Genomic DNA, 15,717 nt, shown 5'->3' with positions numbered 1-15,717 from the left:
AGCGCTGAACAATATTATTCTATCTGCAAACTGAAAAGCTACTTATTTTAGCCCTAGGGAAGGTCGCCAAAACCGCATCCCGTGCATGATACAAGGTCCTGCCCGTAGTATAAATATCATCCAAAAGCAAAACTTTTTTCATATTTAAGTCAATATTATATTTAGCTTTTATAAAAAAGCTTTGTTTACTTTGCAAGCGCTCTTTTCTACTTTTTTCACCTTGTGCTTGTTGCCCATCAATTTTACCCAAAATAGTAGTTAAATTAACTAAATCACCATAAATTGCACTAACTGTGTCAAATTGCCGCTCAGCTATGTGGCTAGCAGATGTGGGGATTGGTACATAGTAGTCAGCCTTTATTTTAGCTAAATTTTTATAGCATAAATCTTGTAAAACATAACATAAAACATAATCTCCATAACGTTTATAATTGACCATTAAATCGTGAAATGCCTGATTATATAGATAAACCGCTTGATGATAGAGTACATTGTTACCATAGATTTTTTGCCAACGGCGGCAATCTGAACAAATCAAACTTTGCTTATCAGCGTCTTGTAGTAATTTACCCGAGCAAATTTTGCAGCTAATTGCAGGTAAAAATTCAAATTGGGCTAAACAATGATGACATAGCTGTTCTTCATGCCATTTTCGCCAAGAAAGAAGCTGATTTAACGACAAAATAGGCGCAAACATTTGATTACATAGTAAACATTTTTTCATCTATTAAGTTCCTTAATCTGCTGTGATGCTTTCCGTAACTGGTTTGTATACTTGTGATAGCAAAATAACACTAACCCATCAGTATCATTTTTAGCCCGTCCCACTCTTCCCGCAATCTGAACTAAGCTCGAAGCGGTATAAATTTTATCATCTGCTTGAACAATAATCACCCAAACATGCTTAAACGTTACTCCCCGCTCTAAGATTGTCGTTGTTACTAGAATTTGCAATTTTTGATTGCGAAATTGCTGTACTTTTTCTAGACGCTCTTTATCGCCAGCATAAACACCAGCTATTTTTATTTGCCTAAGTTGTTCAACTTGCTTAAGAGCTGACAAATACAAAGAGATTTGTTCAATTCGCGGTACGAAAAGTAAAAGCGGATGTCCTTTTTTAGTTACAGCAATAATCTCCTTTAGTAACTTAGGATGAATTTTGCCCTTACTTAAAAAGGGCCGTAAAAACATTTTCTCTTTTGGTAAAGGTAACTTGCCACCATGAAATCGCCGCTTTAACTGTAAAATTTCGATTTTTCCTACTTTAACATCTGCTAATAAATCTTTAGTTGGCGTAGCTGTTAGATAAACTTGAACACCAGCTATTTTTAATGCATTCTTAGCCGCAAAATGCAAAGTATTATTTTCAACATACGGAAAAGAATCAGTCTCATCAATTACTAACAGATCAAATGCATGATAAAATTTTAATAATTGATGTGTAGTACAAATTGTTAATTGATCAAGCCTTGGATCAACATATTCTTGACCGTGATATTTACCAATTTTAGTTTTATTAAAAGCCGCTTTAAAACGCGGGTATAATTCATTAACAACATCGATTCTAGGACTAGCAATACAACAGCGTTGACCCCAACTTAAGCTTTGATTTATCAAGGCAAAAAGCATTTCTGTTTTACCCGCCCCTGTCACCGCATAGACCAAAGTATTTTTCTTATTTATGAAATTTTCAACTAATTTTTGCGAAATTTTTTCTTGCAAAGGCGTTAACTTACCATTCCATGTTAATTGGCGTTTATCTTTGGGAAAAGCAACTTCTTGTTCATTCCGAATCAAAATGTCACCTTCAACAATTCGTCCCAGTTCAATACATGAACGACAATACCGCTTACCGTTTGGCAATTTGGCATTAACCATTGCCCCACACCGCTTGCAATGACTATCTTCAATCGCACTTACTTTTGTTAAATCGGTATTTATGCTAAAATCCTCTTGACTACCAATCCATTGGCGGCCGATGAGGCTAGTTAAATTTTCCATCTACTTTCCCTCCAATCTATAAGTACGTAAAACGAAGGTGAATTCTTTTGATGCAAGAAAAAAATTATTTAACTATTAAGAATAATGGTACAAATGAACTAATAATTAAGAAAAGTCGTTTTATTACCACCTTAGTACGAACTAATACAATAGTTGAAGCTGACCAAGCAATTGCGGCTATTACTAAAAAATACCGAGATGCAACCCACAATACCTATGCTTATGTCGTAGAAGATCATGTCAAAGCTAGTGATAACGGCGAACCTGCTGGAACAGCAGGAGTTCCGGAATTAAAAGCACTGCAATTGATGAATCTAAAAAATGTAACTGCTGTAGTGACACGTTATTTTGGTGGAATTAAACTTGGTACTGGTGGACTAATTCGTGCTTATTCAAATAGCGTGACTGAAGCGGCTGAAACAATTGGAGTGGTTAAACGCATGCAACAGCAAAAAGTCGATTTTCATGTTGCATATAATAAATTTGATGAGGTACAACATTTTTTAACTAATGAACAAATTTTTATTGCCAATACTGATTATGGAGTAGATGTAAATATTCAAATTTTTGTCGACGAAAAAGTACGAACTGCTGTTGAAAATAACCTAACCAATCTTTTAGCTGGACAAATCACGTTCAACCTAGGCGAAAAACGTTATATCGAAGTTCCTATTACCGAACATAATTATCATTCACAATAATTAAAAGCCATGGAAATCAAACTATTTCCATGGCTTTTTTATTGAATTCAACTCGGTCAATCATGCTTCTTATTTTTTAATTGTTCTGGTTTTTCTTGACCTAAATGCCATACTTCAACTGTTGGATCATTTTTACTGCGCATACTAATTAGTTTTTGAAGTAAACATAATAAGGGCTTATATTTTTCTCCTAGCAGGCCAATCGATTCCACAAATACTTCTAATGCAACAACTAGTCCTGCAATTAACAACCACATCCCCCAGGTTGGTGATAACAAGAATAACAGTGAAATAAATGAAAAAATCAATGATAAAGAATAGATTGCTAAAACTGTCTGTCGATGAGTCAAGCCCATCTTCATTAATTGATGATGTAAGTGGTGCTTATCTGCTTGCGAAACAGGTTGGTTATTCAACTTACGCCGAATCATTGCATAAATGGTATCAGTAATTGGCACACCTAAAATTGTTACTGGTACTAAGAGTGAAATAAAAGTAACATTCTTTAGTCCCTTTAAAGAAAAAATAGCAATCATAAAACCAATATACAAAGCACCTGTATCACCCAAAAATATCTTTGCGGGGTAAAAATTATATGGTAAAAAGCCCAGTAAACAAGCAGCTAGCATAAAACAACTAATTGGAATATAAAGTTGATTGGTATGTAAAAAAAAGTAACCAACAATTCCCATGGTAATCAGCGATATTAGTGATACACCATCAGCTAAGCCATCTAACCCATCAATTAAATCTACTGCATTAGTCAATGCAAGAATCCAAAAAATTGTAATTGGCAAACTCCACCAGCCCAAATTAATCTGTTTATTCAAGAGTGGCAAATTGAGTACATTCATCTTAATGTCAGCCAAAAAATAAATAATTAAAGCACCAATTAAAATGCCAAACATTTTTTGGCGCGGCTTTAGTTCTAGAATATCATCAATAATTCCCGTTAAAACAATTACACTAGAAGCTAACAATACACTAAAAGCTTCATGCGTGGGAAACTGCTCTCGCAATAGAACAAATGTACCAATATTATAGGTCACAAAGATACCCAAGCCACCAAGGGTTGGCATTGGTTTTTTATTAACTCTTCTAGCATTAGGATTATCAACCGCCCCCAAAACAAAGGCAAGACGCCTAATAAATGGTGTAATTGACGCTTGAATAATCACTAGAAAGAATAATTCAACAATAATTTTAAACATAGTCGACTACTTTCATAATTAATTGCTTTAATTATACAGGGTGAAGCAAAAATCCACAAATCACAAAATTTACTATTTAATAATTGAATTTTTTACTATATTTAAACACAAATCAAAAAAGCTGAATTTTTTAATTCAGCTTTTTTATCTTGCAACTGCGACTACCCTTTTTTCACGGATAACCGTAATTTTAATATTACCTGGGTAATCAAGTTCCTTTTCAACTTGCTTACGAATATCATGGGCCAATACAGTAATTCGGTCATCTGAAATCTTATCTGGCTTGACCATCACGCGAACTTCTCGTCCAGCTTGAATGGCATAAGCTTGATCAACTCCATCATATCTTTTAGCAATTTGTTCTAATTCAGTTAATCTTCTTATATAATTTTCTAAACTTTCACTTCTTGCCCCAGGTCGAGCCGAAGATATCGTGTCTGCCGCCACTACTAGCTCAGCAATAAATGATAACTTCGGTACATCACCGTGATGGGCCGCAATTGCATTAACAACTACATCTGATTCATGATATTTTCTAGTTAATTCTACACCAATTTCAACGTGTGAACCTTCAATATCATGATCGATGGCTTTTCCTATATCGTGTAATAATCCCGCGCGAACTGCTAATTTTTCATTTAAACCAAGCTCAGCCGCCATTGCTCCAGCTAATTTAGCCACTTCAATTGAATGCCCTAAAACATTCTGGCCATAGGACGTTCGATATTTAAGGCGACCAAGAATTTTAACAAGTTCAGGATTCATTCGATGAATCCCTAGCTCCATTAATGCGCTTTCACCAGCTTCATAAATGTCATCATTGACTTCTTTGCGTGCTTTATCAACCATCTCTTCAATTCGAGCTGGATGAATACGACCATCCTTAACCAGCCGTTCCATTGCTCGTTTAGCAATTTCACGTCGAATCGCGTCAAAGCCACTCAAAGTAACTACTTTAGGAGTATCATCAATTATTAAATCAACTCCAGTTAGAGCTTCAAAGGAGCGAATATTCCGACCTTCTCGACCAATAATTCTTCCCTTCATTTCCTCATTAGGCAAATTAACTACTGAAACTGTTGTTTCAGCAACAGTATCAGCCGAACTACTTTGAATTGCATCAATAATAATTTTACGGGCATAATGATCAGCTTTAACCCGAATTTCTTCATTACTATCCTTGATCATTTCTGCCCGTTCCTTAACTAGTTCATCAGATAATTGGGTCAAAACTAACTTCTGTGCTTGATCTTTACTCAGTTGAGCAACCTCGTACAGCTTTTCCTTAGTTTGATCGACTAAGTCAGTTACAACCTTTATATTTTTCTTTAGCTCTAGTTCTTGCTTACGAAAGTGATTTTCTTTTTCAGTTAATTCGGCTTCCTTTTCCGTCAATAAAGAGTTTTTATGTTCAAAAGTATCTTCTTGTTGCTTTAAACGATTAGTATCGCGTGCAACCAAATCGCGCTTAACATTTAATTCATCTTCAACCTTTTGTCGATAAGTTTGAATTTGCTCTTGCGCTTCAAGAATTTTTTCTTTTTTAATATTTAGTGCACTCTGCTTTAAAGTTTCAGCAGCTTGCTTTTGAAAACTTATTTCAGCTTGGGTAGCTGCCACTTGAGACTTTGCTTCAGCTAAAATATTATCAGCATTCTTTTTGGCATTTTGAGCTTTCTTTTCCCAAATATTTTTTCTGAAATAATAGCCAATAATTAAACCTAGTAAAATTGAAATAATAGCAATCGCGATGGGAACCAAAATTGTTTTTATCATGATTACTATCGCCTTTTTTTATTTTTAGATTATTCACACAAACTTAATGATAAATAACCTAATCACTTATGTCAATCAACTAAAAAAAACCTTGACCAAAATTTATAGATCAAGGTTAATTTCTTCAATTCTAGTTACTTTTGTCATCTACTTCTTTTTCAGCAGAAGTCGTTTTAGTTTCTGGTTTGGTTGCCTTAGCTTTTTTAGCTTTAGCATTTTCTGGATCTTCACGTTCAGAAATGGCTTCTTCATCAATACCATAAATATGACGAACTTCCTTTTGAACTTCAGCGTATATTTCTGGATGATCTTCTAAATATTGCTTTGCATTTTCACGCCCCTGACCAATACGTTCATCTTTGTATGAATACCAAGAGCCAGCTTTCGCAATAATATCTTTATCAGCTGCCATATCTAGCAATTCACCACTTTGGGAAATACCTTTGCCATACATCATATCTACTTCCGCAACTTTAAAAGGCGGTGCAACTTTGTTTTTAACAACTTTAATTTTGACACGATTTCCCGTTATTTCGCCACCAGTCTGCTTAATTTTTTCTGCACGTCTAATTTCTAAACGGATTGTCGCATAAAACTTAAGTGCGCGCCCACCTGGAGTCGTTTCCGGATTACCAAACATAATGCCAACTTTTTCTCTAATTTGATTAATAAAAATGGCAATTGTCTTTGTCTTGTTAATATTTCCAGAAAGCTTACGCAAAGCCTGACTCATTAAACGTGCTTGTAACCCCACATGACTATCACCCATTTCTCCGTCAATTTCAGCTTGGGGAACTAGAGCAGCTACAGAGTCGACAATTAAAATATCAATTGCACCACTTGTAATTAGTGTATCCGCAATTTGTAATCCTTCTTCACCAGTATTAGGCTGCGATAAAATGAGTGAATCCACATCAACCCCTAAGGCTTCTGCATATGCTGGATCCATTGCATTTTCAGCATCAATGTAAGCAGCCGTACCACCACGCTTTTGTACTTCAGCTACAGCATGTAAAGCAACCGTGGTCTTACCAGAAGATTCAGGACCATAAATTTCAACAATTCTTCCCCGTGGATAGCCCCCGACCCCTAAAGCTGAGTCAAGTGCAAGTGAACCAGATGGAATCGTTGAAATTTTAGTATCTGCTTTATCGCCCATGCGCATAACAGCGCCCTTACCGAAGTTCTTTTCTATTTTTTTAAGCGCATTTTCCAATGCTGCCTGCTTTTCATCTTTGGGCAAGACTTTTCCTCCTCTAAAATAATAATCACCAGTTTATACTCATTAATTATACGTTGCTTGAAGATATATTTGCAAGAAATATAGCGAACAAATGTTTAAATAAGCTTAAGCCCTACTAATATATATGCAAAAATAACCCATATTTTTTGATTTATTTTTTTAATCCTTTAGGTTGTACCCAATTTTGGACCAAGTTAAGCAATAGATCAACTAATACTGCCATTAATGCAGTGGGAAACGCCCCAGCTAAAATTATTGCGTTGCCGCTAGTTGCATTAGTACCGCGAATAATAATATCGCCTAATCCGCCGGCACCAACAAAAGAACCAATTGAAGTAATTCCAATTGCTACTACTAAAGCATTTTTTAAACCAGCTACAATTACTGAAATTGATAAAGGTAACCGAACCAAATAAAGTAATTGCAGCTTAGTCATTCCCATACCTTTACCTGAATCAATAATATTTTTATCAACACTGCACATGCCAGTATATGTATTTTTAATAATTGGTAACAATGAATATAGCGTAACAGTAAAAACAACTGTTTTTACTCCTAAACCCATTCCAATCATTACGATTGACAAAAGAGCAAGTGAGGGGATTGTCTGAATGAAATTAGCAAATTCAAGCACAAAACTTCCCAAATGTGTATTACGAGCAATCACAATTCCCAGCGGAATACCAATAATTGCTGCAAACAATACACCATAAACTGACATTAAAAAAGTACGATTAAATTGACTAAGTATATAATTGCCATTATGTTGATAATAATAAATAAATTGTTGCCATAAAGTTAAATTAGCCATTATTTTTACCCCTAAAAAAATTATGTTTTACCAAAAATTGATGAGCCACGGTAGAGGGTTCTAGTAATCTATCATCTACTTCAAAATTCATTCTTCGTATGTCATGAATACTAATATTCCCCACTAATCTCATCAAAAGAGGCTTAAGGTCGGGGTGATTACGTAATAAATAATTATTAATTAACATGCCGCAATTATATGGCGGAAAAAAATGCTTATTATCCTTTAATAATTTTAATCGATAGCTATCAATTCGCCCATCCGTAGAATAACCTAAAATCACATTCACTTTACCACTTTTTAGGGCGGAATAAACCAGACCAATATTCATTGGCTCAATTTTGGTAAAAGCCATATGATACGCTTGCTTAAACTGCCTATAACCAACTCCTGGTGCATTAATCCATTCCGAAGCAACTCCAAATGAAAATTTATTTTGCCATTGTTTTAAGTCAGAAATTTTATATAAATTATATTTTTTTTGTGCACTTTTTTTTACCATAAAGGCATAATTATTGGCAAAGCCATAAGTGGGAAGATATGTTTGATCCCACCTTCTTTTCGCCTCACTCCGCACTGTCTGATTGGCCCTTTTTGCATTTTTAATTGGAGCTAGATGTAAATTAGCAGTCAATTCACCCCCATCATAGGCAACCGCTTGGATGTCAGCATCATGACGATACAATGCTTGGTGCTGCATTGGGGCTGAACCTAAATTATTAACAATGGAAGCGCGATATGGCGTTTCATGTTCAATTAATTGAACAATTATGTTAGCGACAATTTGAGATTCAGTTGTTGTTAAGGCAGTTACTCTAATCTGATCACTACTAGGTTGATTATCAACTAATCCACACGCACAAGTAGCTATCATAGTCATAAATGTAATGGTAGAAATTAATATTTTTGCTCGTCTTTTCATTACTAAGCCTCCCTATATACCTTTAGGAATAATTTTTTTCTCTAGTAAACCAAGTAAAAAATCTGTTAATAATGCTAAAGCAATTACTGGGAGGGTTCCACCAAGAATTAAATCAGGTTGATAAAGACTAAGTCCACTAAAAATAAAATCGCCTAATCCTCCAGCTCCAATATAGGAAGCCAATGTTGCCCAAGCAATTATATAAATTGCAGCTAAACGAATTCCAGCCATAATTACCGGCATTGCTAAAGGGAGCCTTACTTTAGTAATTAATTGTATTTTGGTCATGCCAAGACCACGAGCAGAATCGATAATATTAGTATCCACATTAGTTAGTCCCACATAAGTATTACGCAAAATTGGCATTAAACTATACAAAAAAAGTGCAATAATTGCTGGCAAACGTCCTACTCCAAATAATGGAATCATCATTGCTAATAATGCAAGAGCTGGAATAGTTTGCAAAATGCTCGTAATCGAAATTATTATTTTCGCAATTCGTGGAATTTTTAGTAAAAAAACGCTTAAAGGAATTGCTACAATAATTCCTAAGGATAATGAAATAATCGCTATATAAATTTGCTGCCAAGTTTTAACAATTAACTCTAATCCATGTTGAGTTAAAAAAGCAACCATTATTTTACCTCTTTTTCTGATTTTTCAATTAAAGCTGTTTTATCGCCCCATATTTTTTCATAAATCACATTAACCAGGCTAGAACGAGTTACTATACCTACTAATCTTTCATTATCGTCAACAACCGGAATATATTGTCCAGCGCGGCTTAAAATTCGACTAAAATTATCACGTAAATATTCATCTGGTCTTAGGACTGGAATTTTAGTTAATAAAATTTCACTAATCTTATTAGCATGGTTATATTTTTTCTGTAACTCATTAATTGAAATATATCCTTTAAAGTGATTTTCGAGATCAACAACTAACAGCGTATCAACTCGATGTTCCTTCATCATTGCTAATGCAGCCGTTAAAGAAGCCGTTTGATTAATTTTGACGGGATCAGTGAGCATCACGTTTTTTACTTTAACAGTTTCATATTTTGCTTCAGAAAGGCGCTTTTCACCAATCAAATTCTCTACAAATTTATTTTTTGGATAGTGCAAAATTTCATCTGGTGAGCCAACCTGAATTAAATGACCCCCGTGTAAAACAACTATTTTAGTAGCAAGCTTTAGGGCTTCATCCATATCATGTGTAACAAACACTATTGTTTTACCTAACTTGGATTGTAAATTTTTCACTAAAGTCTGCAAACTTTCACGCGTAATCGGATCTAATGCACCAAATGGCTCATCCATTAAAATCAAGTTTTGATTTGCAGCTAAAGCTCTAATGACACCTACTCGCTGCTGCTGACCACCAGATAATTCATTAGGATAGCGATCTAAATATGATTTAGGTAACTGAGCTAATTCTATTAACTTATTTACAGCAACCGCTATTTTTTCCTTTGGCCATTTTAATAATTTTGGTACCAGAGCAATATTTTGTCGAATCGTCATATGAGGCATTAAGCCATTACTCTGAATCACATATCCAATATGTCGTCTTAAAAAAACAGGGTTAAATTCTTTAACATTTTTTCCTTTAATTAAAACCTTTCCCTTAGTTACACTATTCATCCGATTAATCATTCGCATTAGTGTTGTTTTACCCGAGCCAGAGGTTCCAATTAGACAGCAAAATTCACCCTTATTTATTTTGAAGTTAATGTTGTCAACAGCTGGTTTGCTCATTTTAGGATATAGCTTTGTTACATTCTTAAATTCAACCATCGGTATATTTTTTACCATAATATTTCCCCCTTTTTTCAATAGTATTATAGTTCAATCCTATCAACATAATTAAAGACGGGCAATAATATACTATTACATATTTTTTAAATTATAAAACTAAAATAAAAAACACTAACATTGTTAGTGTTTTTAAATATTTAAAACTACATTGAACCTTTGAAGATATTCCAAGAACTACGAAAATAATCATAGCCAGAATATATTGTAAAAATCAAAGCAAGATAGAGTAAAACTGTTCCAATATGATAAATATCACCAATTAATAAGAAAATAATCGACAGCATCTGACAAGTTGTCTTAATCTTTCCCGGCATCTCAGCTGCCATTACTTGACCTTTATTTTCAGCTAAAATCAGCCGTAACCCAGTAACTGCTAACTCACGACAGACAATAATTGCCACAATCCAAGCTGGTGCTAATTTTAATGAAATTAACATAACAAAAGCAGTCATAGTTAACATCTTATCTGCTAATGGATCCGCAAATTTACCAAAATTGGTCACTAAATTGCGTGAGCGAGCAAGATGACCGTCAAACCAGTCAGTAGCTGATGCTACTGCAAAAACTATCGCTGCAATAACTAAATTCCAGTAAACAGTACTACCTGCTACTTTAAAACTTGCATCTCCGCCAAAGATAACAATTAACATAAATACCGGTATTAGAAATATTCTAAACACCGTCAACTTATTGGGTAAATTCATTCTTAAATTTTCCTCCTAAAATACAGTAATTAGTTACTGCTGCCACCTTGGTTATCAGACGAACTGCTTGAGTTATTATTAGCTTGATGATGATCAGTAGTATCGGTTTGATTATCATGGTTTACCTGACCGTTAGTTTGCTGTCCAGTAGATTGATTATTGTTAGTGGTGCTGTTATTTTCAGTATTATTGGTCTGATGGTGGTCTTGATTTTGCTCAGTTTCAGTACGCTGGTTTTGGGTAGTACCAGTATTAGCATTCCTTGTATTGTTATTTTGATTTACCTCACCATTTCTTTGAACTTGGTGATGCTTACCAATAAATAAGGTTAGTGATAGCCCTGCACTTTGGCCATTATAAGGTACTTTTTTGCCACCAACTGAAACGGTCGTTCCAAGCGCATTGCTAAAAGTAACAACTACTGTTTGGGCACTTTCAGGTATACGCACTGTATGTTTTTGCCCCGCAGTCAAGGTCTGGGCTCCTTGATTCACACCATTCATTGCAACCGAAATCGTTGTTACTTGATCACCTGCTCGAACTACTATATTACGATTCTTCTTTAAACCAGTAATTTCATATTGATTTACAGCTAATTCCCTAACTTTGACTAGGTTGGGTTTAGCCTTTTTAACTTTTTTTGGTCTGCTAGTATTTTCTGATGAAACCGATACATCGCTAGCAGAATTATTATTCTGATTTCCTGCTGATGAAAAGTGGGCATATACCATATAACACACTAGCACAACTACTACGATTCCTAAAATAATAATAATTCGCGGAAGATAATCTTTCCAGAGCTTTTTTTTACTGTTAGTAGTCTTACTTACTTCTTCACTTTTATTATCGATAGATTCTTCAACATACTCATCAGGTTCAGCTTGTGGTATTTCTTGGTGATATTCATTAAGTAATTCTTTACCATCTAATCCGACTACTTGAGCATATTGTCTAATAAAAGCGCGTACATAAAAGTCACCTGGTAGCTTATCAAAATCATTTTGCTCAATTGCCGTCAGATATCTACCTTGAATCTTAGTTGCTTTTTCAACATCTTCAATTGAAAGTCCTTTTGCCTCTCTGGCACTGCGTAATTTGTCTCCGATATCCGCCATAGTTACCTCTTTAAATTCTTTATTTTATACATTGAGTATAACATATACTACTAACTATTAATTTTTATTTATATAAGCCAGCCTCCACTGACATAAATTGTTTGTCCCGTCAAATAATTCGCATTCGGATCAAGCAAGGTTCTGACCCAGTAAGAAATATCCGTACCCTTTGCTAAGCGACCCAACGGAATTTCTTCCTTAACTTCTACCATAGTTTCAGATGAAAGTAACGCATTCATCTTTGTATCTACTGCCCCAGGAGCAATAACATTAACTGTCAAATTTGCTGATGCCACTTCTCGCGCATAACTTTGTGCAAAACGCGACAATCCAGCTTTAGTTGAACTATATACTGCTTCTAGTGCACTACCATTTCCACCATAAACAGAACCAAGATATACAATACGACTAAAATCATTTTTTATCAGTAATGATTCAAGTAGACTTGTCAATTTAATTGGTGTGTTCAAATTAACTTGTACAAGTTGATCAATTTTATTCAGATCTTGGTCGCTCAGAAAAGTGTAATCCGTAATACCCTGAGAAAAAACAACAGCATTAATAGGTAATAAACTATTAACAAACTCCATCAAGCCTTTATTATCTGTCAAAAAACTCAATTTGATTGGAATAAAATCTTGTTGAGGATAAAGCCGACTATATCTTTGCACCATATTAGATGCTTTTTGCTCATCTTGATTATAGTGAAGATAAAGTGACCAGCCGCTATTAGCTAAGTCAGCACAAATAGCTTGTCCAATTCCACCCATGGCACCAAATACGATTGCTCGTTTCAAATAAAACATTCCTTTTTGATAAACTATCAATCAAAAACAGCAATGCAATTATACCGCACTTGCTAAATTTCTACTATAATTGCACACAACATCTTTAATTTTACCATGAATTTAAATAAAACTAAGCAAAATTGTTACATGCTAAACTTTCTTAAAAATTACTATTTTGTTTGATCTTTTGTAGGTTTAACAAGTACCTGACGTGGTTTAGATCCTTCTGATGGACCGACTACTCCTCTTGCTTCCATTTCGTCCACAATTCGTGCTGCTCGATTATATCCGATTCGAAAACGTCTTTGTAACATTGATACACTGGCCGCTTGTTGCCGCTGAACCATGTCAACTGCTTGATCGTATAATTCATCTACCGGTTCGTCAGCAGCATTTTCGGTCGTTTCTTCTCCTTTTTTAGGGATTAGTTCTTGATCATATTCAGGTTGCTGTTGCTCCTTAACCCAAGCAATCACTTTTTCTACTTCATGCGAAGATACATATGCTCCCTGAATTCTTTCAGGTTTAGCAGCTCCTACTGGCATATACAGCATATCGCCTCGCCCTAGCAATTTATCAGCTCCAGTTTGATCGAGAATTGTTCGCGAATCTATCCCACTGGAGACAGCAAAAGAAATTCGTGAAGGTACATTAGCCTTAATTAGTCCAGTAATAACATCAACACTGGGACGCTGCGTAGCTAAAATCATATGAATACCGGCAGCTCTAGCCATCTGTCCTAAACGGACAATTGCACCTTCAACATCATGTCCTCCAACCATCATTAAATCGCTTAACTCATCCACAACAACTAAGATATACGGCAAAGGATTCATCACCGGATTGGCCTTATCTTGATTATTTATACGAACCTTTTCGTTAAATTCACCCATATTACGGGCCCCACTTGCTGCAAATAACTTGTAACGCCGCTCCATCTCTTTCACAGCTTTATTTAGAGCATTGGCCGCTAATTTAGGGTCAGTTACAACCGGAATTGATAAATGAGGTACACCACTATAAACTGATAATTCGACCATTTTAGGATCAATCAAGATAAGCTTGACTTGATCCGGATTAGCTTTCATTAAAATGCTAGTTAAAATAGTATTGATGGCCACTGACTTACCTGATCCAGTTGAACCAGCAATCAATAAATGGGGCATTTTTGCTAAATTAGCCGAAATTATTTGGCCAGTAACATCTTTTCCCAGCGGAACTTCCATTGGATCTGCTTGTGCTTTTTTATCTTGATTTTGCATTACATCCTTGAACGCCACCACACTATTAGTCCGATTAGGAACTTCAATACCAATAAAAGGCTTCCCCGGAATTGGAGCCTCAATTCTAATATCCTTAGCAGCAAGAGCCAAGGCTAAATCATCTGCCAAATTAACTATACGACTTACTTTTACTCCCACCGCTGGTTGAACTTCGTATCGGGTAATGGTAGGGCCCAAAATCGCCTTTTTAATAATTACATTTACGCCAAAACTTTTAAAAGTTGTCTGTAAAGTTTGCGTATTTTTTCTGATTAATGCTTTATCTGAACTTTGATCAATATTCTTAACTGCATCAAGTAGTGATAGCGGTGGCTTTTGGTATTTTTGCTTTATTTGCTTAGTTTGCCTTGAAGCATCATGTTCAACATTGCTTATTTCTTGTTGTAATTTCTGATCTTCAGCAACGAAAGAATGCGGTCGCGGCAAATCAGTTTCTTCTAGAGGAGAATTTGCCTTTTCATCATTTTCACTTGCAATTTGAATTGGTGGTTCAAATTTTTCTTCTTCGATAGCAGAATTCGATTCAGCAGTCGCAGAAGATTCACTTATTTCAGTTTCATCGTCATTTTGACTATCATCATTTTTTTCTGTTTGCTCATTAAAATCAGTCACATTCGGAAACTCCAATGGCTCTTCAGCTAAAGGATCGGCTAAATCTTGTACTTTTTTATTTTCTCGTCTTTCTACTTGCTTAGTGCGGATAATATTATATTGATTTTTTATTTTAGAACTTGCTTCTTTATTTTTACTGATAAAGAGTTGACTAAAAAGCTGAAACTTTCGGATAATATCCGCAAATTTAATATCAAAAAACATTAAAATTCCAATTGGAATGAATAAAATTGCAATGATTTTTATTCCAATGTGCCCAAAAAGCGGATAAAGAAATTGGTAACACATTGCTCCAATTATGCCTCCACCAACAGATTTAGTAATTGAAACACGCATAAACTCTGCCTGCATCTCATACCAAAAAACATTCATAAAAGCATTATTGACCAATTCATGCGCAAAATAATTACTACTTTGCACCAGTAAAAAACCCAGAATTGCTAAAAACAGGCCACAACTTCTTTTAAATTTAAAATGCATTGGCCTATTATAAATCAGCATAACCAAACCGAAAACAATGCATATCCCTGCTATAAGTAAATAAGAATCACCTACAAATAGACGAAAAAGATTAGCAACCTGTTTGCCTAAATTACCAAATTTAGTAAAAGCAGTAATAGCAATAATTAGCTGGATGAGCCCCACAATAGCCCAAGTCATGCCTGTTTTCTGGACCTTCTTACGTGCCTTAGTTGTTTTTCTTTTTTTCTTAGGCATCTTTTCACCTAATCAG

14 protein-coding genes are annotated in these 15,717 nt (G+C 35.0%); 1 reads left to right on the top strand and 13 read right to left on the bottom strand.

The annotated features are described in order from the left end of the window. Window positions 1-19 precede the first annotated feature (19 nt). On the bottom strand, window positions 20-724 hold the full coding sequence (locus F5ESL0237_RS02385) for a ComF family protein (protein ID WP_122021469.1): 705 nt from the start codon (window positions 722-724) through the stop codon (window positions 20-22). Further along, window positions 721-2,001, bottom strand: a complete 1,281-nt coding sequence (locus F5ESL0237_RS02380; protein WP_122024530.1) for a helicase-related protein — start codon at window positions 1,999-2,001, stop codon at window positions 721-723. The genes F5ESL0237_RS02385 and F5ESL0237_RS02380 overlap by 4 nt, the downstream gene beginning before the upstream one ends. A 47-nt stretch (window positions 2,002-2,048) precedes the next feature. Between F5ESL0237_RS02380 and F5ESL0237_RS02375 the strand changes: the two genes are divergently transcribed. Next, window positions 2,049-2,702, top strand: a complete 654-nt coding sequence (locus tag F5ESL0237_RS02375) for a YigZ family protein (RefSeq protein ID WP_122024529.1) — start codon at window positions 2,049-2,051, stop codon at window positions 2,700-2,702. Window positions 2,703-2,758: 56 nt separating this feature from the next. Here the strand turns inward: F5ESL0237_RS02375 and F5ESL0237_RS02370 are convergent, their stop codons facing one another. The 11 genes from F5ESL0237_RS02370 to F5ESL0237_RS02320 all read right to left on the bottom strand — a co-directional run bounded on the left by F5ESL0237_RS02370 (window position 2,759) and on the right by F5ESL0237_RS02320 (window position 15,701). After that, complete coding sequence (locus F5ESL0237_RS02370; RefSeq protein WP_122024528.1) at window positions 2,759-3,913, bottom strand: glycosyltransferase family 4 protein; 1,155 nt, start codon at window positions 3,911-3,913, stop codon at window positions 2,759-2,761. Window positions 3,914-4,057: 144 nt separating this feature from the next. After that, on the bottom strand, window positions 4,058-5,689 hold the full coding sequence (gene rny / locus F5ESL0237_RS02365; RefSeq protein ID WP_118896758.1) for a ribonuclease Y: 1,632 nt from the start codon (window positions 5,687-5,689) through the stop codon (window positions 4,058-4,060). 130 nt (window positions 5,690-5,819) lie between these two features. Continuing rightward, window positions 5,820-6,932 (bottom strand): recombinase RecA, encoded by a 1,113-nt coding sequence (gene recA, locus F5ESL0237_RS02360; RefSeq protein ID WP_118896757.1) that lies wholly within the window; start codon window positions 6,930-6,932, stop codon window positions 5,820-5,822. Window positions 6,933-7,083: 151 nt separating this feature from the next. Then, entirely contained in the window at window positions 7,084-7,743 is a 660-nt protein-coding gene (locus tag F5ESL0237_RS02355) for an ABC transporter permease (protein WP_122024527.1), read from the bottom strand. After that, entirely contained in the window at window positions 7,736-8,665 is a 930-nt protein-coding gene (locus F5ESL0237_RS02350; RefSeq protein ID WP_122024526.1) for a glycine betaine ABC transporter substrate-binding protein, read from the bottom strand. Before F5ESL0237_RS02350 ends, F5ESL0237_RS02355 begins: the two co-directional genes overlap by 8 nt. A gap of 12 nt (window positions 8,666-8,677) precedes the next feature. Further along, complete coding sequence (locus F5ESL0237_RS02345; protein ID WP_122021462.1) at window positions 8,678-9,301, bottom strand: ABC transporter permease; 624 nt, start codon at window positions 9,299-9,301, stop codon at window positions 8,678-8,680. Further along, window positions 9,301-10,479 (bottom strand): ABC transporter ATP-binding protein, encoded by a 1,179-nt coding sequence (locus F5ESL0237_RS02340; protein ID WP_305020018.1) that lies wholly within the window; start codon window positions 10,477-10,479, stop codon window positions 9,301-9,303. The genes F5ESL0237_RS02345 and F5ESL0237_RS02340 overlap by 1 nt, the downstream gene beginning before the upstream one ends. 146 nt (window positions 10,480-10,625) lie before the next feature. Beyond that, window positions 10,626-11,186: a CDP-diacylglycerol--glycerol-3-phosphate 3-phosphatidyltransferase gene (pgsA, locus tag F5ESL0237_RS02335; protein WP_090093058.1), complete on the bottom strand. Its 561-nt coding sequence runs from the start codon at window positions 11,184-11,186 to the stop codon at window positions 10,626-10,628. 29 nt (window positions 11,187-11,215) lie between these two features. Continuing rightward, window positions 11,216-12,301, bottom strand: coding sequence for a RodZ family helix-turn-helix domain-containing protein (locus tag F5ESL0237_RS02330; protein WP_122024525.1), 1,086 nt, complete (start codon window positions 12,299-12,301; stop codon window positions 11,216-11,218). Window positions 12,302-12,369: 68 nt separating this feature from the next. After that, window positions 12,370-13,098 carry an elongation factor P 5-aminopentanone reductase gene (ymfI, locus tag F5ESL0237_RS02325; protein ID WP_122024524.1) on the bottom strand — a complete coding sequence of 243 codons (729 nt, stop codon included), beginning with the start codon at window positions 13,096-13,098 and terminating at the stop codon, window positions 12,370-12,372. A 161-nt stretch (window positions 13,099-13,259) separates the two neighbouring features. Further along, window positions 13,260-15,701, bottom strand: coding sequence for a DNA translocase FtsK (locus F5ESL0237_RS02320; RefSeq protein WP_122024523.1), 2,442 nt, complete (start codon window positions 15,699-15,701; stop codon window positions 13,260-13,262). Window positions 15,702-15,717 lie beyond the last annotated feature (16 nt).

The sequence above is a fragment of the Lactobacillus sp. ESL0237 genome, assembly GCF_003692985.1.
GTDB classification, from domain to species: domain Bacteria; phylum Bacillota; class Bacilli; order Lactobacillales; family Lactobacillaceae; genus Lactobacillus; species Lactobacillus bombicola.
Note: the sequence above shows the minus strand (reverse complement) of the source record. Positions and strands in the feature narration are given on the sequence as shown.